Genomic DNA, 18,368 nt, shown 5'->3' on the forward strand with positions numbered 1-18,368 from the left:
TGCGGTATGAATCCCTGCGCGGGTTTGAATTACAGCAACCGTCGGGCTTGACCCTGAGGGGCTTCCTTCACACTCTTGCCATGCCATATACGGGAGCCGCAATGCACAGCGCTTTTTTGCAGGATAATACCAAATTACTTGTGGGCAACCGTCCTCGTGCGGAGCGTTGCCTGGAACAGTGGCTGGACAACCTGCAACGGAGCGAGGGCGAGCCCTGGCATGCCGCCGCGCAAACCCTGGTAGAGTCAGCCGATAGCCGGTTGTTGTTGGAGGTGATTTTCGGCAATTCTCCGCATCTTTCCGCTTGCGCGCTCGCGGACCCGGGTTTCACCGCGATGCTCTTCGAAAAGGGGCCGCCCGCGCTCGATGCGTCGAATGCGCGTCTGGTTGACGAGGTGGGACAGGCAGAAAATCAAGTTGCCGTGATGCGTGCGCTTCGGCAGGCCAAGCGGCGGATGGCACTGGCCGTGGGGGTGATTGACATCACGGCGGCGCAACCGTTGGAACTCATAACCGCAGCCCTGTCCGATTTTGCTGAACTGGCCCTGGATATCGCCCTCGCCTTCTTGCTGCGTCAGGCTGCGCAGCGTGGAGAACTGGAGTTTCAAGAAGGCGAAGACCCTCTGTCCAGCGTCGGCTACTTTCTCCTGGGAATGGGCAAGTTAGGCGCGAAAGAGCTCAACTATTCCTCCGATATAGACTTGATTGCCATCTATGACCCCCAAAAGGCGCCGCTGACCGGAAAGCGCGACCATCAGGATCTGTTCGTTCGGCTGACGCGGGATGTGGCACGCATAATGGATGAGCGAACGGCGGATGGGTATGTCTTCCGAACCGACTTTCGCCTGCGCCCCGACCCGGCGGCCATGCCGCTTGCCCTGACCTACTTAGCTGCTGAAACCTACTATGAGAGCTTGGGTCAGAACTGGGAGCGGGCAGCCATGATCAAGGCGCGCACCGTCGCCGGCGACCGCAAGCTGGGAGCCGAGTTTCTGCGTTCGCTTCGGCCCTTCGTCTGGCGTCGAAACTTGGACTTTTGGGCCATCCAGGACATTCATTCGATCAAACGCCAGATACATGCGGCCAAGGGCGGCAAGGAAATCGCGGTCGAGGGCCACAACATCAAGCTCGGTCGCGGCGGGATACGCGAGATCGAATTTTTCGTCCAGACCCAGCAGCTAATCTACGGCGGTCGCGATCCAACGTTACGCACATCGCAAACGCTTGAGGGGCTGCAATTGCTGGCAGCAAACCGGCGCATAGAACCCAAGACCGCTGAAGATATGACCCAGGCGTACAGAGAGCTAAGACGCATCGAGCATCGCCTTCAGATGATTGAGGACCAGCAGACTCACAGCATTCCGACTCAACCAGAGGCACTCGCGGAGGTGGCGGCCTTCTTGGGTTTTGACGAAGTCGCCGCATTTCGTCGGCATTTGATTGCCATCTTGGAAACCGTTGAGCGCTACTACGCGGCGCTGTTTGAAGAATCAGCCGATTTGGCGGAGCGTGGGAATCTGGTCTTTACCGGCGGCGAGCCGGACCCCGACACCATGACGACCTTGACCGACATGGGCTTTTCCGACGGCGAGCGCGTCTACAATTTGGTAAAAGGTTGGCACCATGGCCGCTACCGGGCACTGCGCGCGACCCGCGCCCGGCAGATTCTCACCGAAATCATGCCGACACTGCTACAAGAGCTTGCGGACACCCCTGACCCGGATGAATCGATACTGCGATTTGACGCCTTCATGCAGGGCTTGCCCGCAGGCGTACAGCTGTTCTCAATGATCCACGCCAATCCCTCGCTCCTTGATTTGCTGGCGGAGGTTATGGGCAGCGCCCCCCTGCTAGCCGAGCACCTCAGTCGGCGGCCAGGATTGCTCGACGCCGTTCTATCGGGAGATTTCTTTGATGCCGTGCCCGATACGGAAGCCTTAAGAACGGAACTTTCCGGCCATTTGGAACAGGCGCGAGATTTTGAAGACGTGCTGGAGCTTTCACGGCAATGGGCAAATGACCGCAAGTTCCAGGTGGGCGTCCAACTGTTGCGACAAGCCTGCGGCAACGAAGAGGCGGCCCGAGCGCTGAGCGACATCGCTGAGGTAACGATTGGTGCCCTGCACCATGCCGTCGCCCGGCAGATTTCCACACAACACGGCACCGCCAGTCAGGCGGGTATGGCCGTTGTAGCACTGGGCAAACTGGGCGCGAGAGAGATGACACCCACCTCTGACCTCGACCTGGTTTTCCTTTACGACGCTGACAGCAACCATCCCTCCGACGGCGCAAAACCGCTGGCAGCCAGCCAGTACTATGCGCGTCTTGGCCAACGCCTGATTACCGCCGTGTCCGCCATGACCGGCGAGGGTCGTCTCTACGAGATCGATATGCGCTTGCGGCCATCGGGCAACAAAGGACCGCTGGCTCTAACACTTGACGGCTTCCGGCGCTATCAGACCAGCGAAGCCTGGACATGGGAGCATATGGCCCTGACCCGTGCCCGCGTGGTTTCGGCAGATGCCGAACTTGGCGAGCGCATATCTCAGACGATCCGGGAAATATTGACCGCTCCCCGTGACAACGACAGGTTGCTGGCGGACGTCGCTTCGATGCGCGAGCGCATGGCCAAGGAACATACCGCCAAGACTCCCTGGAGCATCAAACATTGGCGCGGCGGGATCGTTGACTTGGAGTTTCTCACCCAGTACCTGCTGCTGCGCCACTGTGCCGAGCGGCCCGATATCCTGACCGGCAACACCCCCGAGGCTTTGAGAAAACTGGCGGAGGCTGGCTTTCTCGATCCGACCGACGCCGAAAACCTTTGTGAAGCCGGGGGCCTGCTATTAACCCTTCAAAGCTTGCTGCGCCTGACCTTGAAGGGGGAATTGGACGAAGAGACCGCACCGCAGGGACTGAAAGATGTGCTTGCCCGGGCTGGCGGAGCGCTTGATTTTGACGCCCTGAGAGACAAGTTGAAAGCAGCAAACGATCTCGTTCTTTCCAGTTACATGTCATTCATCGGCGACCCAGCAAAGGCTTTGGTGCCGGAAACTCAAACCTGAAAACGGAAGAAGGAAAGTCAGCGAATGTCCTTGAATGTTGGAGATAAGGCACCGGATTTCACCTTGCCAAGCGATGGCGGCGGCAGCATCAGTTTATCCGGACTTAAGGGCAAGACGGTTGTCCTCTATTTTTATCCTAAAGACGATACGCCGGGCTGCACGAAAGAAGCCTGCGGGTTTCGCGACAGCCTGCCCGACTTCACTGGGATCGATGCGGTGGTGATCGGTGTCTCCAAGGATTCCGTCGCCAAGCACGATAAATTCAAGGCCAAGTACGAACTGCCTTTTCCACTGGTAAGCGACGAGGACGGCTCCGTATGCGAGGCTTACGGCACTTGGGTCGAGAAATCCATGTACGGCCGAAAGTACATGGGTATTGACCGCGCCACCTTCCTGATCGATGCCGAGGGCAAGATCGCCTCAATCTGGCGTAAGGTAAAGGTGCCGGGGCACGTCGAGGAAGTTCTGGCCGCCGCCCGAGAGGTTTGAAGGGCTTGCAACAGTTAACCGAGGGCGCTCGTGCGGTGTTACGCACCGCAGATGCCGACGCAAAGGCTGCGGCGAGCCGCGACCTAGCGACCGCGTGGCGTGCCGGTAGTATCGGCGAAGTCGGCGCCGCGGGGGCACCCGACCGCCCTGCGCGTCCGGTCACACCCGCGCTGCGCCCGCCGCGCGAGGTGCCCAGACGAAAAATCACTGCCGCGCCCGTCGGTCGCTTCGCGCTTTTGCATGCCCTCGCCCATATCGAGTTGAACGCAATCGATCTTGCCTGGGACATGGTTGCCCGTTTTGCCGAGGCAACAACTCTGCCGCGCGCTTTCTTTGACGATTGGGTCGCCGTGGCAAATGACGAGGCCAAGCACTTCCAAATGCTCCAAAGCCGCTTAGGCGATCTGGGGGGCGGCTATGGCGACCTCGCGGCCCACGACGGGCTATGGCAAGCCGCCGAGGAAACCGCCCACGACCTGCTCGCACGCCTTGCCATCGTGCCGATGGTTCTGGAAGCGCGTGGATTGGATGTAACGCCTGCCATGATCACCAAGCTCACCAACGCAGGCGACCACGACAGCGCCGCTGTACTGGAAATCATCGCCCATGAGGAAATCGGGCATGTAGCGATTGGCAAACGATGGTTCCTCTGGCTTTGTGAAACGCGCGGCGTGGCCGATCCGAAGGCCGCATGGCAAAGCCTTGTACGCCTTCATTTCCGCGGCCTGGTGAAGCCGCCGTTTAATGAATCTGCGCGCACCGAGGCCGGATTACCACCCGATTACTACGAGCCCTTGAGTGAGCGATGCCTCAACGGCTGATAGAGGAGAAAGGCCTGTAATGGGTTTGACCGCAACCGTTGTGGCACTGGCAGCATTTGGCGTTTTTATGGTGTTCTGCAACCTCATGTCCCGCCGCGAGACGCCGCCCGGCCAGCCGCGCCTGATTCCCTACACCGGATTACAGTTCATCGGACTGCTTGGCTTCATTTTGATGCTGGGACACCTTGTCACGCTTTTAACCGGCAAACCCTTCACTGGGCGCCAAGGGTTTTGAGGTCAAGACATCGGAAATCGAAGCTTTAGAGAAACCTTACCGAACCAATGATCCGGGCTGTATCCCGCTAAATACCTGCCTGCAATGATCCATGAAGGTTGCCTCCAATGGATTGACGGTCCTATCGGCACGCTGTGCAATGACGATGGGTATCGGCGGCAGAGTTTCTTCAAGGTCTACCGGCACTACCCGGCCACCATCGTAGGTTACATTCGGCACTGGACGCATTGAAAGGATGGAAACCCCAAGGCCGTTTCCGACGGCGGTCCGAACGGATTCAATCGACGTTGAGCGAAAGGCAATCCGTGGTCCGATTCCATAACGCGCAAAGATCGAGAAGAAGTAATCACGACTCCCTGGCGCATCGAACAGAATATAGTCCTCGTTGGCGACCTCCCGAATGGAGACGGGTCTTGAACCAGCAAGTCGATGCCCCGCAGGCACGATTAGATAAAGAGGCGAGAGCGAAAGAGTTTGCCAGGATAACAGGCTCGGGTTCAAACCGAGGTCGTACATAATCGCTAGATCCAGATCGTCCGTCAAAATTGCATCGTTTAGCTCACCCTGCAGCTTTTCCGTGATGTCGAGCGTGACCTTGGGTGCCAGTGTACGGTACTCGCGAACGATGCGGGCCACGCAGAAGGGTGCGATTGATTGGAAGCACCCGAGCCGAATGCTCCCCCGCCGATTCTGGGCAATTTCGGCGGCTGCGTTTTCCATTTTCCGCGCAGAGGCAAGAATATCCGTGGCGTAGCTGTGAAACTCCGCACCCTGTCGGGTCAGCGCCATACCCCGCGCATGGAACCGATGGAAAAGGACCAAGCCGGCCATTTCCTCCAATTTGTCGATGCCCTGGGCGACGGCTGGCTGCGAAACACCGAGGACGCGGGCCGCCGCCGCGATACCACCTTGTTCGGCGACAGCGCAGAAATAGGCGCATTGTTTGATAGTGAACCTTTGCATTTCGACGTTTCCCATTCAAAGCATAAGGTCATTTTTTCTTTTCTTATACAGCGTTAAAAACCGTTTTTGCAATCCATGCGGCTATATTACCCTTGGGTCCAGTTAATCATTGATAGCGGCTTAGGAGACGATCATGGACCTTCGGCGGATCGTTGATCTCGAGAAATTTCCAATTCTGGACCGAGATTTCAGAATCACTTGCCGCAGTGATCTGAACAGCAACGGCGTCCTCGTCATGCCGGGTTTTCTGACGCAAGAAGCCATCAAATCTGTAAAGCGAGAGAGTGATACGGGGCTGCATCAAGCCTATTTTTGTCAACAAACTCATACGGCTTATCTCAGCCCACCGGACCCTGACCTTCCGGCGGATCATCCTCGCAACCGGCCCATCAAGTCCTCGAAAGGCTGCATCACCGACGATCAGATTCCTCAGGGTTCCGTCCTGCGGACTCTTTATGATAGTGCAGAATTTCAGGATTTTCTCTGCGCAGTCCTTGGCGAAGTGGGCCTATACCCCTACGCCGACCCGCTTTCGTCGATTAACATACACTACGCCAAGACCGGTCAGGAACTGGGGTGGCACTTCGACAACTCGTCCTTCGCCATCACCCTGATGATCCAACCGGCCGAACGCGGTGGCCAGTTCGAATACATCGGTGCCGTTCGCAACGCGGACGCCGGTGATATGAACTTCAGGGGCGTGGAAGCGGTTCTGGACGGCAGGGTTGCCGCCAAACGCCTGGCCATGGAGCCTGGTGCGCTGGTTCTCTTTCGTGGGAGAAACGCAATCCACAGAGTGACGCCGAACGAAGGCGAGCGCACGCGAATCCTCGTGGTTCTTGCTTACAACTCAAAGCCGGGCGTCGCTTTGTCGGAGGCCGCCAGACTGACATTCTACGGACGTACTCACTGACGCTAGATCACGCCTGTTCCTTGTCCGTGCGCGAGGCCCCCCGGTCAAGCCGTTGGGCAAGGGCTGCTTCCAGATAGTCGTCAATGTCGCCATCCAGAACGCCTTGGGCGTTGCCTTTCTCCACGCCGGTCCGCAGATCCTTGACCATCTGATACGGCTGCAGAACGTACGACCGAATCTGGTGGCCCCAGCCAATGTCGGTCTTCTGTTCTGCTTCGGCGTTGGCAACTTCCTCTCGCTTCTGCAGTTCATGCTCATAGAGACGCGCCTTGAGCATCGCCAGAGCCTGTGCCCGGTTCTTGTGCTGCGACCGGTCGTTCTGGCACTGCACGACGATGCCGGTGGGCATATGGGTCATGCGAACCGCACTATCCGTCTTGTTCACGTGCTGACCGCCAGCTCCTGAAGCCCGATAGGTATCAACGCGGACGTCCTTGTCGTTTATCTCGACCTCGATATTGTCGTCGACGACCGGATAGACCCATACACTGGCAAATGAGGTGTGCCGGCGGGCCTGCGAATCAAACGGTGAGATGCGAACCAGCCGATGCACCCCGGTTTCGGTTTTCAGCCATCCGTAGGCATTGTGTCCCTTGATTAACAGCGTTGCCGATTTCAGCCCCGCCTCTTCACCGGGGCTTTCCTCAAGCCATTCGCTTTTGTAGCCATGCGCGTCGGCCCAACGGCTGTACATGCGCACCAGGATTTCCGCCCAATCCTGAGCTTCGGTTCCTCCTGCGCCTGCATGGACTTCCAAATAGCAATCATTGGCGTCCGCTTCGCCCGATAACAGGCTTTCAAGTTGGCGCTTCTGAGCCACCGACAGAAGGCGCGAAAGTTCCTTTTCCGCCTCTTCTATGACGCCCTTGTCTTCTTCCAGCTCGCCTAGCTCAATCAGCGTGACCGAGTCCTCCAAGCCCTGCTCGAGTTCGCGGTATCCGCCAATGGACTGTTCCAAACGGGTGCGTTCGCGCATCATTGCTTGAGCGCGGGCAGCGTCGTTCCAAAGGCTGGGATCCTCAGCGGCAGCGTTTAGTTCATCAAGCCTGGCCAGCGAGACATCCCAGTCAAAGATGCCTCCTCAGCAGAGCCAACGACTGCTTAAGCTCGTCGACCACCGCTTGGGTTTCTGCGCGCATGGATAAATCCCTCTTCTTCGGCGTCGGCTTCCGCAAGTCGCAACAGCGCCGGGCACAATACGATTCAAACCGTTAGTTGACCTGCTGAACTCTGGGCACGTAGCGCCCGTTTTCCAGATCTTCAAAGAAATCGCCGACATCCGGATGCGACACCGGCAAGCCGCTATCGTCCGGAAGCAGATTCTGCTCCGAAACATAGGCTATATAAGTCGTCTCCTCGTTTTCCGCGAGGAGATGATAGAACGGCTGATCCTTGCTGGGCCTCACTTCTTCGGGAATGGCATCCCACCACTCATCGGTGTTCGAGAAGATGGCATCAACGTCGAAAATCACGCCGCGAAAATCGTAGTGGCGATGCCGCACCACGTCGCCGATCATGAATTTGGCCGTTTTGACCGTCATGCGTAAACGCTCCTTTTTAATGCCGACAATCTAGGTGCAGGCATTGCATTGGGCAAGAGGTGCAACCCCTCGGCCTTGCATAAAATGTCATCATCTCAATAGATACCGCTGCCAATGGTACCGGTAGTGCTGGGACTTGGCGGCAACGGCTTGTCGCCGGCAGCGGGCGCCGTTCCCGCGGCGCTTGGGGCAACCGCCGATCCAACGTCTGGCAAGACCCGCGGCGCCTCCCCGAAGGCCGGTTCAGTGCCTGGCTGGAAGGCTTCCAAAATTGCGTCCTCGGCACCTGGGTTGCTGCGCTCACCCGTGAAGCGATCGACCCACACCAAACGTATACCCGGCGGAATACGGAAAGGGACAGCCGGTCGTTGTTGCATCGCTTGCGCCATGAAACCCTTGAAGACAGGAAGGGCAACACTGGAACCGGTCTCTTTCGCCCCCATCGGAACGGGGGTGTCGAAGCCGACGAAAACACCGACGGCCAGATCGGGAGTCAATCCCATAAACCAGGTGTCGCGGCTGTCATTAGTGGTGCCGGTCTTGCCCGCGAGCGGAATACCCAACTCCCGAAGACGAACACCCGTGCCGCGCTGCACCGCCCCTTCTAGCAGAGAGACGATCTGATAGACGACGGCGGGATCGGCAAGCTGTGCGCGTGTATCCGGCGGCACCGGCACGTCCTGACCTTGCCACACATCCGCCAAACAGCCTTCACAACGCCTCTGGTCATGTCGGAATATCGTCTGCCCCTGACGATTCTGCACACGATCAATGAAAGTCGGCTCAATCGCCTTACCGCCATTCACCAATTCGGAATAGGCTCTCGTTAAACGCAGGACAGTGGTTTCTCCGGATCCTAGCGCCATAGCCAGAACCGGTTCCAGATTGTCCACAATGCCGAAGCGTTCGGCGACCTCTTTGACCTTGCGCATCCCTACCTGTTGAGCCAACCGCACGGTCATGAGGTTACGCGATTTCTCGACCCCGAGGCGCAATGGTGACGGCCCGTAGAATTCCTCGCTGTAGTTCGCCGGTTTCCATTTCCCCAGCTCCTCACCCTGATCAATCGTGATGGGAGCGTCCAAAACGATGGTCGCGGGCGTGAAGCCTTCCTCAAAAGCTCCCAGATAGACGAAAGGCTTGAAGGCCGATCCGGGTTGCCGGGTCGCCTGCGTCGCGCGATTAAACTCGCTGGCCCCAAAGGAAAAACCGCCTGACATAGCCAGCACGCGGCCGGTGTGCGGATCCATTGCGACAATACCGCCATTGACCGCAGGAATTTGGCGTAGCCCATAGCTGTTTTCCGGATAGGCCTTTCCCTCGGCATCCTCGACAACTGCCTCGACTAAGATAAAATCGCCCGCAGTCAAAACATCTGCAGTGCGTTTCGGCCGCGCACCCACTTTCTGTTCCTCTAGCCACGGCCGCGCCCAGGTTAATTCCGAAAACGGCAAATGCCCCTGACGGCCATCCGCGAAACCCAGAACCGCACCTGTATCCTGCACCGCGAGCACGAGTGCGGTTTCCCATTCGGGCAGGGCCGCAGCCGGTCGCTCAAAGGCCTCCACGGCTGCATGCCACGCCTCAGGCACGGAGTCCAACTGGGCAAGTGGGCCGCGCCAGCCATGCCGCCGGTCATAGTCTATCAAGCCATCCTGCAATGCCTTGTCCGCAAAACCCTGAAGCTGCGGGTCGAGGGTGGTGCGCACCGATAACCCACCCTTATAGAGGACATCGTCGCCGTAAAGACCCGCTAACTCGCGCCGAACTTCTTCTACAAAGTAATCGGCTTGTGCACGGGCCGCGCCGCCGCGCTCACGCACGACAAGATCCTCGGCCTTGGCCGCCGCTGCCTGCTCTGCGTCGATGTAGCCATTATCCCGCATTTGATCGAGAACCCAATTCCGACGCGCCAACGCCGCGGGCTTTTTGGTAATTGGATTGTAGTTGTTTGGGGCCTTGGGAAGGGCCGCCAGATAGGCCGCCTCGGCAACCGTTAACTCATCAAGCGACTTATCGAAATAATTGAGCGCTGCGACCGCCACGCCGTACGCGCTGCGCCCAAGGTAGATTTCATTCAGATAAAGTTCGAGAATTCGGTCCTTGCTGTAGGCCTGCTCCAGGCGGAGCGCGATGATCGCTTCCTTGATTTTCCGCTCGATGGACACCTCGTTGGTGAGCAGGAAGTTTTTCGCTACCTGTTGTGTGATGGTCGAAGCACCGACCGGTCTACGGCCTTGAACGACCAGAAGAACATTCTTGATAACGGCAGCACCGATCGAGGGAAGATCGATTCCTGGATGCTGGTAGAACGACTTATCTTCGGCCGACAGGAATGCGGCCACAACGCGCTTGGGAATTGCTGAAATAGGGACGGCGAAGCGTTCCTCCACGGCAAACTGCGCCAGCAGGCGTCCGTCGCCGGCATGAACGCGCGTCACCGTGGCCGGCTGATATCCGGCAAGCTGGCTATGGTCGGGAACGCTTTGGCCGAAATACCAGAAAGCCCCCAGCACCGCGGCCACGGCCAGCACTAAACCGGTGAATCCCAGACCAACCAACCAAAGAAAGAATTTTCTAATCATTCCAAAGCCACGTCTTTGCTCGCTCGCAACCCCCGCCAGATGGTCCGGAGGAAACGGCAAAAAGATTGTCTCTCATGCATTTTGGCGCGGCAAGATGACAGGAATGGGGCAGAGAGGCAAAGCCTGAAGAAAACCAGGCGCCTCAGCGCATGGATTGCTGCCAGAAAAAGTACCGGTCCACGGCACTTGCAATACTGGTAACCAGCTTCTTGCGCTCGGCCTGGGAACGCAGTCGTTGCTCATCATCGCTATTCGACAGGAAACCAAGCTCAATAAGGAGTGACGGCACATCGTGTGCCTTAAGGACGACAAATCCGGCGAAACGGTGTGTATTACCCAGCAAACGGGTCTTACCTTTCAGCTCCTCCACCAGCATGGTCGCAAACTGGGCGGAGAGGTTCATGGTTTCCCGCTGCGTCAGGTCCAACAGGATGCTCGATACCTCGTCGGGTTGCCCCTCCAGTTCGACGCCTGCGATCAAATCGGCTTTGTTTTCCGTCGCTGCCAATTGAGCGGCCACCTCGTCAGAAGAAGTCTCTGATAGGGTATAAACCGAGCTTCCCCGAAGACTGCGGTCACTGTGAGCGTCCGCATGGATGGATATAAAGAGATCGGCACCCGCCTGGCGCGCGGTTTCTCGACGGTCGGCTAGTTTGACAAAAATGTCCCGGTCGCGCGTCAGCAAGACATTGTAGCGGCCCGTCGCATCCAATGCTTCCTTTAAGTCCCTGGTAAAGGTCAGGACCACTTCCTTCTCGTAAATGCCAGAGACACCTATCGTTCCAGGATCAACGCCGCCATGGCCCGGATCGAGGACGATCGTGACACGACTGTCCTTGACGCCATCGTTGGAACGCACGACCACGGCTTTGGGTTTTGGCAGCGGTTTGCTTGAGGTGTAAGGCTGTTGCGTGGCGGCAAACGCATTCGCCGCAACGGGCTTCATATCGATTACCAACCGGTGTTTGCTGGTTTCGTTTGGCGGTAACAAGAACACGCTGATGATTTCAAGCGGCCCCTGTGAGTCCAGAACCACACGTGATGTTCCAGGTGCGAACAAGCCATAACGCAGGGTCTTTATCAGGCCCCCCTGCTGTTGCGCCATCTCCTGAGGCAGGTTCCATTCAAGCTCAGGCAAATCCACGACAACCCGGTAAGGTCTGGGCAGTGTGAACACCCGGTAGGCCGGTTCTTCGCTCAGTTCCAGGACAAAACGGGTCTTGTCAGGATGGACGCCGATTCGAATGTCGCTTACCGACGGCTTCGCATTCGCCAGCGGTATGGCGAACAAAAAGACCAAAAGAAGCAGTAGAATTCGAACCACGGCGCCCACTTTTTTCCCCGCGCATAGAAGCCGTTCTTACATGTTTCGGCGAACTATACCGCGTATCATCATGATTCGACAACACAAAGCTTGAAAATGCTTGGAAAGGGGCGCGCACGTTTTTCCATTGAGCCTGAACCCCGTATCAGCGTAAGGTACGCCCGTCTTCCGAAGTGTGTCGTCAGGACCGCCGCCGGACTTTCAGCCGAAAAGCGAAAAGGTCACGGGCGGCGCGCTAGAGACCGTCACAGTTCCAGGTGCGGCAGTCTGCAGTGCTATTGCTGCAATGCAAGAACGCCCTCTGGGTTCGGTAAGCCAACAAGCGGGTTTGACGTTCTGCGGCAGCGCAGGCGTCGCGGAACGAAGGACGATTGTGGCATATTGCCAGGTCGGTCATGTTGGACCGAGGTAGAGCGCGAGGAGCGGAAAAGATGGCTCATTTCTTCCAGGCACAGTGGTCGCGCGCCTCAGTCCTTTCCCTTATGGAATGGCGCGCGCCGCGTCCCCTCTCGCGAGGGGTCGACGCTCGGCGCGTTGAGGAGATGCATTTTAATGGTCAAGCGTATGTTGATCGATGCCACCCACCCGGAGGAAACACGGGTGGTGGTGCTGGACGGAAATCGTCTAGACGAGTTTGATGTCGAAGCGGCAGGTAAGAAGCCGCTAAAAGGAAATATTTACCTGGCCAAGGTGACGCGGGTCGAACCCTCGCTACAAGCGGCATTTGTAGATTACGGCGGAAACCGCCACGGTTTCCTTCCCTTTAGCGAGATACACCCTGACTACTACCGGATTCCTGTTGCTGATCGCGAAGCGCTGATCGCCGAAGAAGCCAGAACACGCAACTCCGGCAATGGCGACAGCGAAATTGCGGAAGCCGCAGCAGAGCAACCGACAAAAACTGAAAAGCCCAAATCAGGCCGTCGGCGCAGCAAAGCCGACAGCGATGAAAACGGCAATTCAGGCCGGGTCGAAGAAGTTGAAACGGAATCAAGCGTCGATACGCTGGAAGGCGACGAAGCCGATGACGCCGCGCGCCGTCGCGCCCATTTCCTGCGCAAGTATAAAATTCAGGAAGTCATCAAGCGCGGTCAGGTGCTGCTCATCCAGGTAACCAAGGAAGAGCGCGGCAACAAGGGCGCGGCATTGACGACCTACCTTTCGCTGGCGGGACGCTACTGCGTCTTGATGCCGAATACGCCCCGCGGCGGCGGCATCAGCCGCAAGATTTCAAACGCTCCTGACAGAAAGCGTCTAAAGACGGTTGTCAACGAGCTTGAGATACCTGAGGGCATGGCGGTCATCGTCCGCACCGCCGGTAGCGAACGCACCAAGGCAGAAATCCGGCGCGACTACGAGTACCTGATTCGCTTGTGGAGCGAAATTCGCGAGCAAACGCTCCAGTCGAATGCACCGGCACTGATCCATGAAGAAGGCGATCTCATCAAGCGCTCGCTGCGTGATCTCTATAGCCGCGATACTGAAGAGATCTTGGTCGAGGGCGATGATGCCTACAAAGCGGCCAAGAATTTCATGAAGCAGCTTGCACCGAGCCATGCTCGCAAGATCAAGCAGTACAAGGACGAGCGGATTCCGCTGCTGCACCGCTTTCAGGTGGAATACCAACTCGACGCGATTCACACGCCGGTGGTGCAGTTGAAATCCGGCGGCTATCTGGTGATCAACCAGACAGAGGCGCTGGTGGCCATCGATGTGAACTCCGGTCGCTCAACCAAGGAACGGCATATCGAGGAAACTGCCCTCAAAACCAATCTGGAGGCTTCCGACGAGGTTGCGCGCCAGTTGCGCCTGCGCGACCTCGCAGGACTGGTCGTTGTCGATTACATCGATATGGACGAGTCACGGCACAACCGGGAAGTCGAGCGCCGTCTGAAGGAGGCAATGAAGTCCGATAGGGCTCGTATCCAGCTCGGTCGCATCTCACCATTCGGACTGTTAGAGCTTTCCCGGCAGCGGTTACGACCGTCCCTGGTGGAAACCTCGACGGAGGCTTGCTCACATTGCGGTGGAACCGGGCGTCTACGCTCGGTCGAATCAACAGCGCTGATGATGCTCCGTATGCTTGAGGAAGAAGGCATCAAACGCGGGCAAGGTGAAATAAGTTTGGCCGTACCGACCGCTGTCGCCCTCTTTATTCTAAATCAAAAGCGCGACCATCTCGGCATGATCGAAAGCCGCTATCAGTTTCGCGCCATTATCGAGGCGGACGATCGCCTTACCGCGCCCGATTACCGCTTGCGTCGCGACGGCACACAGGAAGCCCAGGAAAGCGGCCAGAGCCGTCGCGGTCGTTCAACCCAGGACGCCACTTCTGAAGCTGAGCGTGACGCCGGGCCTGACACTCAAGGGACTTCAAGCGCCGATACGCCCAGAGACGGAGCCCGGGACGCCCGTCGAGACGATTCGGACGGTGAGCGCCAAGGCCGCCGCCGGCGCGGTCGTCGCGGCGGCCGTGGTCGTTCGGAGGAGCGCGAGACGGAGACCATCGCCGCACCGGCCCCCGACGACATCAGCGAGTCCGATAACGCCGGCCAGGAAGCCCATCGGGATGGCCCGGCGCACGACGAGGAGTCGGAAGATAGGGAGCGCACCCGGAAGAAGCGTCGTCGCGGCAAGCGTGGTGGTCGGCGCCGCAACAAGCGTCAGGACGATCAGGACATCCAGATGGAGTCCGCCGACGCGCAGCCAGTGGAGCGTGCTCCCGACGCCGGCGAGACGGATGATCGCGCTGCAGTGATCGAACAGGTGGCCTCGGAGACTGTCACGGCTTCTGAACCTTCGGAAGCAGAAGCCCAGTCGGAGGACGGAAAAGAAACGACCAAGCCAAAGCGCCCCCGCCGCAGCCGTAGCCGCCGAAAGGCGCAACCTACGGATGCTGCTGAGACACCGGTCGCTGAAGCCGAGAGCGGACAGCAGGAAGTAGAGACCGCAGCGTCCGACGAAACGAACGTCGTGGAAGCCGAACCTGCCGCTGAGTCGGAGAAAGCGCCGACCGAGAAGCCGAAACGCCGAAGCCGTGCCCGCAAGAAGCCCCAAACGGCAGCTGAGCCGGTAACCAATGGAGAGGCACCGGCTGAAACGAGCAAGCCTGTGGCCGCCGAGCCCCAACCTACTCCGGAACCAGCCCCTACGCCGGCTCCGGAACCGAAAGCGGCACCTGATGAGCCTGCTTTCCCCGGTGTCGTCATCGACGTCGATAAGGTTGAAGACAAACCCCGTAAAAAGGGGTGGTGGAGCAAGGTCGGAATCTAAGCGACCGTGCTGTTTTACGACAGCGGAACTTTCTAGTCGGAGGCGCAGTGCTAGCGCTGCGCCTCCCAAGCTTCCAGAAACTCCCGGAAAACCAGGTCTGGGTCGGGACTGCGCATGATCGCCCCCATCACGGCAATCCCGCTTGCGCCATAGTCTCGGCATTGCGCGGCCCTGGCCGCCGTTTCAACACCCCCAAGCGCCAACAAGGGCAGGTCCATGTGCTCCGCCACATCCTGGAATTCCGAAAGCCTTGCTTCCAGACCGTAACCGGGCTTACTGGCGCTCGGGAAAATCGGGCTAAGCGTGGCATAATCAAGAGCTGCCTGCTGCGCAGGTAGAAGGCGGTCTCCGATATGAAGAGATAAGCCAATCAGTGCACCCTGCCCCATCAACCTTCGCGCTTCCAAGACATCAGAACCACTCGGCAAATGCAGCGCATCCATTTCCAACGATCGCGCAAGCTGCGCCGAGCCATGAAGGGACAGTCGCGCGCGCGCCGCGACAGCCATCGGCTTCAACGCCTGAACCTCACGTTCCAGCGTCTCTGTCGGCAAATCCTTTTCTCTGATCGAGAACCAGCGACAACCGGCGGAAAAAAGGGCGGAAGCAACTTCAGCCAGTGATACTGCCGCCTGTTTCCGGTCGCTGATCACAAGAATAGGCGGCAAAGGCAAATTGCGGCGCACGCCGGCAACCGTGCCGGTTTCAGTTGGACCGAAAGCCTCGCCTGGCATGCGCTTATCCGCCGATCAGGCCCAGTTGCGGGCTCGAAGCCTCGGCAAAGCGGCGCTTGGGAATCCGCCCGGCTTCCCTGGCTTGGAACCCTGCCTCCACGCCAAACCTGAAAGCCTGTGCCATGGCCAGCGGATTTTGCGATTTGGCTATGGCGGAATTGACAAGGACTGCATCGCATCCCAGTTCCATCGCCAACGCCGCTTCGGATGCCGTCCCCAGACCTGCGTCCAGCACCACCGGAACACTGCTGCGTTTGCAAATCATCTCGATCATGCCGGGATTGGCAATGCCCTGCCCGGAACCAATAAGGGAGCCCAATGGCATTACAGCGGCGCAGCCGACGTCCGCGAGCTTCTGGCATATCACGGGATCATCGTTGCAATAGGGTAGCACCACAAATCCCTTCTCCACCAACTCAGCCGCAGCAACGACGAGTTGATCAACGTCCGGGTACAAGGTTTCACGGTCGCCGATAAGTTCAAGCTTGACCCAGTTTGTCTCCAACGCTTCGCGCGCAAGTTCAGCCGTCAAGACCGCGTCCTTGACCGTGGTGCAGCCTGCCGTATTGGGCAACAAACGATAGCGGCCGCCAAGCAGATCAACGAGGCTCTCCGCATAGCCCTCAAGGCTCACGCGGCGGATCGACAAGGTGACCATCTCGCAAGCGCTGGCCTCCAGCGAACGCAGCAGTATGTCCTGATTCGGATAGCCCGCGGTACCTACAAACAGGCGTGATTCCAGGGTTTCTCCGGCAATGATCAAAGGCTTCGTCGATTGCGTCATTGGTCTCCTGGTCCTTAGCCGCCGGCGGCGGGTTTGACTATCTCGATGGCGTCGCCCGCGGTGGGTTTGGTTTCCTGCCAACGCCCACGCGGCAATACCGCACCGTTGAGCGCAACCGCTAGACCGCGAGCTTCGGGATTTAGCCCCTCACCCTGTAGCAGTTTCCAAACACTGTCGGCATCCACTGAGCGCGTTTCACCGTTTATGGTCAGGCTACAGTTCATATCCCACTCCTCGATCCGATCGGCGCCAGCGTGCCCTGTATCGACCCTGTAGTCTTGTCTCGCTCGTGTGGTGATTTAGCGAATCTATCAAGGCTGAATTCGGCAGCCCAGTCAGGTAGGCTTCCTTCTATTACGCTGTGTGTCATTGCCTCTGCCGTGACAGGTGTTAGCAGTATGCCGTTCCTGTGGTGCCCGGTCGCCATGTGCAACCCGGCAACTTCCCGGACCGGCCCAAAGATTGGCGCATCGTCTCTACTGGTCGGACGATGCCCTACCCAGGTTTCCGCTATCGGTAGCTCCTCGATACCCGGAACCGCGCGCCAAGCCCCCTCCAGCAGAGCCAACATTCCACCTGCCGTCAGGGTGTCATCAAAACCCTTCTCCTCCACCGTGGCGCCAATAATCAGCCGTCCGTCGTCGCGTGGCACCAGGTACAACTTGGGTGCCCAGACCACATGACGAAGGAGCGGCTGTTCAGGATCCATTTGCAGCGCCAACATCTGCCCCTTTACCGGCCGCACCGGTGGGCGGGCGGTCTCCGGCAAGCCCGGCAGGTCACGCACCCAAGCGCCGGTCGCAATGACGATCCGGTCAAAGCTCTGCACCGTACTGTCCACCATCAGGCCGCAAGCCTTGCCCGCTTCGATCACCAAGCGCTCCACCCGACAGTTCTCGTGCAATCGCACGCCCGCCTTCAACGCCGCCTGCTTCAAGGCTGCCGCAAGTTTCCTGTTATCCACCTGATGATCGTTCGGGCTGAAGACCGCACCTGCGATTCCCGGACGCAGATAGGGCTCCATCCGCCGCGCATCCAGACCATTCAACCAGGTCACCTGCACACCCAAGCGCCGTTGAAACTCGTAGGAAAAGCGGAGCTGCTCAAGATCGTCGCGGTTGGTCGCCACCACCAGCGTGCCCTGATCCCGGTAGCCGATATCATGGCCGCTGGCTTGTTCGAGCTCTCTACGGAACGCAGGCCATAGCTCCTGGGCACGACGATTGAGGGCCCATAGCGATTCCTCACCTGGCTCTACCTCAACGCCGGCAGCCAACATTCCGGCCGCCGCCCAGGTGGCGCCTCGACCTGCTTCTCCGCTATCGAACACCGTGACCTTGCAGCCCTTGTTCGCCAGTCCCCAGGCCAGCGAAAGGCCGCTCACGCCCGCACCGACGACCCCAACCGAAAGCGGAGCGCGTTGCGCGATATTCGAAGATTTTTCATTTGTAGACATCGACGGCAGATGGCTCCCTTCGCTGGCATGACCCAGAGCAGGTTCGGTGGGTTTGATCTCAGCCGCTCGGATCTCAACATGGGCCGATCCGTCGGCACCCCAGCCTTATCCCCCAGATGTGATGCTTTTCCGAGGCCAAAGCAAGGGTAAAGCACATTTTCGTGCAGCTTCTGGACCAACTGCCT

Annotated in this window: 15 protein-coding genes and 1 riboswitch; of the genes, 6 read left to right on the forward strand and 9 right to left on the reverse strand. The window is 58.6% G+C overall.

The annotated features are described in order from the left end of the window. The first annotated feature begins 101 nt into the window (after positions 1-101). The 4 genes from FHR98_RS03680 to FHR98_RS03695 are packed head-to-tail and all read left to right on the forward strand — an operon-like array spanning position 102 to position 4,610. Positions 102-3,065, forward strand: a complete 2,964-nt coding sequence (locus tag FHR98_RS03680; RefSeq protein ID WP_183415296.1) for a bifunctional [glutamine synthetase] adenylyltransferase/[glutamine synthetase]-adenylyl-L-tyrosine phosphorylase — start codon at positions 102-104, stop codon at positions 3,063-3,065. 24 nt (positions 3,066-3,089) lie between these two features. Further along, the gene (bcp, locus tag FHR98_RS03685) at positions 3,090-3,554 is read left to right on the forward strand and encodes a thioredoxin-dependent thiol peroxidase (protein WP_183415297.1); all 465 of its coding nucleotides are present in this window, start codon (positions 3,090-3,092) and stop codon (positions 3,552-3,554) included. Between the two features lie 5 nt (positions 3,555-3,559). Continuing rightward, complete coding sequence (locus FHR98_RS03690) at positions 3,560-4,375, forward strand: ferritin-like domain-containing protein (RefSeq protein WP_183415298.1); 816 nt, start codon at positions 3,560-3,562, stop codon at positions 4,373-4,375. A 19-nt stretch (positions 4,376-4,394) separates the two neighbouring features. After that, complete coding sequence (locus FHR98_RS03695) at positions 4,395-4,610, forward strand: hypothetical protein (protein WP_183415299.1); 216 nt, start codon at positions 4,395-4,397, stop codon at positions 4,608-4,610. A gap of 36 nt (positions 4,611-4,646) precedes the next feature. Here FHR98_RS03695 and FHR98_RS03700 read toward each other — a convergent pair whose 3' ends face one another. Continuing rightward, positions 4,647-5,573 (reverse strand): LysR family transcriptional regulator, encoded by a 927-nt coding sequence (locus FHR98_RS03700; protein ID WP_183415300.1) that lies wholly within the window; start codon positions 5,571-5,573, stop codon positions 4,647-4,649. A gap of 133 nt (positions 5,574-5,706) precedes the next feature. On the opposite strand from FHR98_RS03700, the gene FHR98_RS03705 reads away from it, so the two are divergent. Further along, positions 5,707-6,486, forward strand: a complete 780-nt coding sequence (locus FHR98_RS03705) for a HalD/BesD family halogenase (RefSeq protein WP_183415301.1) — start codon at positions 5,707-5,709, stop codon at positions 6,484-6,486. Between the two features lie 7 nt (positions 6,487-6,493). Here FHR98_RS03705 and prfB read toward each other — a convergent pair. From prfB to FHR98_RS03725, 4 genes are all read right to left on the reverse strand, one after another. Next, a protein-coding gene (gene prfB, locus FHR98_RS03710; protein WP_183415302.1) for a peptide chain release factor 2 occupies positions 6,494-7,625 on the reverse strand; the annotation gives its coding sequence in 2 pieces (ribosomal slippage) (positions 6,494-7,555 and positions 7,557-7,625; 1,131 coding nt in all). 72 nt (positions 7,626-7,697) lie between these two features. Beyond that, on the reverse strand, positions 7,698-8,027 hold the full coding sequence (hspQ, locus tag FHR98_RS03715) for a heat shock protein HspQ (protein ID WP_183415303.1): 330 nt from the start codon (positions 8,025-8,027) through the stop codon (positions 7,698-7,700). 95 nt (positions 8,028-8,122) lie between these two features. Continuing rightward, positions 8,123-10,612, reverse strand: coding sequence for a penicillin-binding protein 1A (locus FHR98_RS03720; RefSeq protein WP_183415304.1), 2,490 nt, complete (start codon positions 10,610-10,612; stop codon positions 8,123-8,125). A gap of 142 nt (positions 10,613-10,754) precedes the next feature. After that, positions 10,755-11,936, reverse strand: a complete 1,182-nt coding sequence (locus tag FHR98_RS03725) for an N-acetylmuramoyl-L-alanine amidase (protein WP_221205714.1) — start codon at positions 11,934-11,936, stop codon at positions 10,755-10,757. A gap of 552 nt (positions 11,937-12,488) precedes the next feature. Between FHR98_RS03725 and FHR98_RS03730 the strand changes: the two genes are divergently transcribed. Beyond that, entirely contained in the window at positions 12,489-15,209 is a 2,721-nt protein-coding gene (locus tag FHR98_RS03730; protein WP_183415305.1) for an Rne/Rng family ribonuclease, read from the forward strand. A gap of 50 nt (positions 15,210-15,259) precedes the next feature. Here the strand turns inward: FHR98_RS03730 and FHR98_RS03735 are convergent, their stop codons facing one another. The 4 genes from FHR98_RS03735 to thiO all read right to left on the reverse strand — a co-directional run bounded on the left by FHR98_RS03735 (position 15,260) and on the right by thiO (position 18,183). Next, positions 15,260-15,943, reverse strand: coding sequence for a thiamine phosphate synthase (locus tag FHR98_RS03735; RefSeq protein WP_183415306.1), 684 nt, complete (start codon positions 15,941-15,943; stop codon positions 15,260-15,262). Positions 15,944-15,947: 4 nt separating this feature from the next. Continuing rightward, positions 15,948-16,727 (reverse strand): thiazole synthase, encoded by a 780-nt coding sequence (locus FHR98_RS03740; protein ID WP_183415307.1) that lies wholly within the window; start codon positions 16,725-16,727, stop codon positions 15,948-15,950. A 14-nt stretch (positions 16,728-16,741) separates the two neighbouring features. Beyond that, positions 16,742-16,951 carry a sulfur carrier protein ThiS gene (thiS, locus tag FHR98_RS03745; protein ID WP_183415308.1) on the reverse strand — a complete coding sequence of 70 codons (210 nt, stop codon included), beginning with the start codon at positions 16,949-16,951 and terminating at the stop codon, positions 16,742-16,744. Continuing rightward, positions 16,948-18,183, reverse strand: coding sequence for a glycine oxidase ThiO (gene thiO, locus FHR98_RS03750; protein ID WP_183415309.1), 1,236 nt, complete (start codon positions 18,181-18,183; stop codon positions 16,948-16,950). The genes thiS and thiO overlap by 4 nt, the downstream gene beginning before the upstream one ends. Next, a riboswitch (TPP riboswitch) is annotated at positions 18,181-18,295 on the reverse strand. Its footprint overlaps the gene before it by 3 nt. Positions 18,296-18,368 lie beyond the last annotated feature (73 nt).

It is taken from the genome of Limibacillus halophilus (genome assembly GCF_014191775.1).
GTDB classification, from domain to species: Bacteria; Pseudomonadota; Alphaproteobacteria; order Kiloniellales; family CECT-8803; genus Limibacillus; species Limibacillus halophilus.

Coding starts and splice junctions, on each gene's coding strand:
- FHR98_RS03700 (WP_183415300.1), bottom strand. CDS start 5,573: ATGCAAAGGTTCACTATCAAACAATGCGCCTATTTCTGCGCTGTCGCC.
- FHR98_RS03730 (WP_183415305.1), top strand. CDS start 12,489: ATGGTCAAGCGTATGTTGATCGATGCCACCCACCCGGAGGAAACACGG.
- FHR98_RS03705 (WP_183415301.1), top strand. CDS start 5,707: ATGGACCTTCGGCGGATCGTTGATCTCGAGAAATTTCCAATTCTGGAC.
- thiO (WP_183415309.1), bottom strand. CDS start 18,183: ATGTCTACAAATGAAAAATCTTCGAATATCGCGCAACGCGCTCCGCTT.
- thiS (WP_183415308.1), bottom strand. CDS start 16,951: ATGAACTGTAGCCTGACCATAAACGGTGAAACGCGCTCAGTGGATGCC.
- bcp (WP_183415297.1), top strand. CDS start 3,090: ATGTCCTTGAATGTTGGAGATAAGGCACCGGATTTCACCTTGCCAAGC.
- FHR98_RS03735 (WP_183415306.1), bottom strand. CDS start 15,943: ATGCCAGGCGAGGCTTTCGGTCCAACTGAAACCGGCACGGTTGCCGGC.
- FHR98_RS03720 (WP_183415304.1), bottom strand. CDS start 10,612: ATGATTAGAAAATTCTTTCTTTGGTTGGTTGGTCTGGGATTCACCGGT.
- FHR98_RS03695 (WP_183415299.1), top strand. CDS start 4,395: ATGGGTTTGACCGCAACCGTTGTGGCACTGGCAGCATTTGGCGTTTTT.
- FHR98_RS03680 (WP_183415296.1), top strand. CDS start 102: ATGCACAGCGCTTTTTTGCAGGATAATACCAAATTACTTGTGGGCAAC.
- FHR98_RS03740 (WP_183415307.1), bottom strand. CDS start 16,727: ATGACGCAATCGACGAAGCCTTTGATCATTGCCGGAGAAACCCTGGAA.
- hspQ (WP_183415303.1), bottom strand. CDS start 8,027: ATGACGGTCAAAACGGCCAAATTCATGATCGGCGACGTGGTGCGGCAT.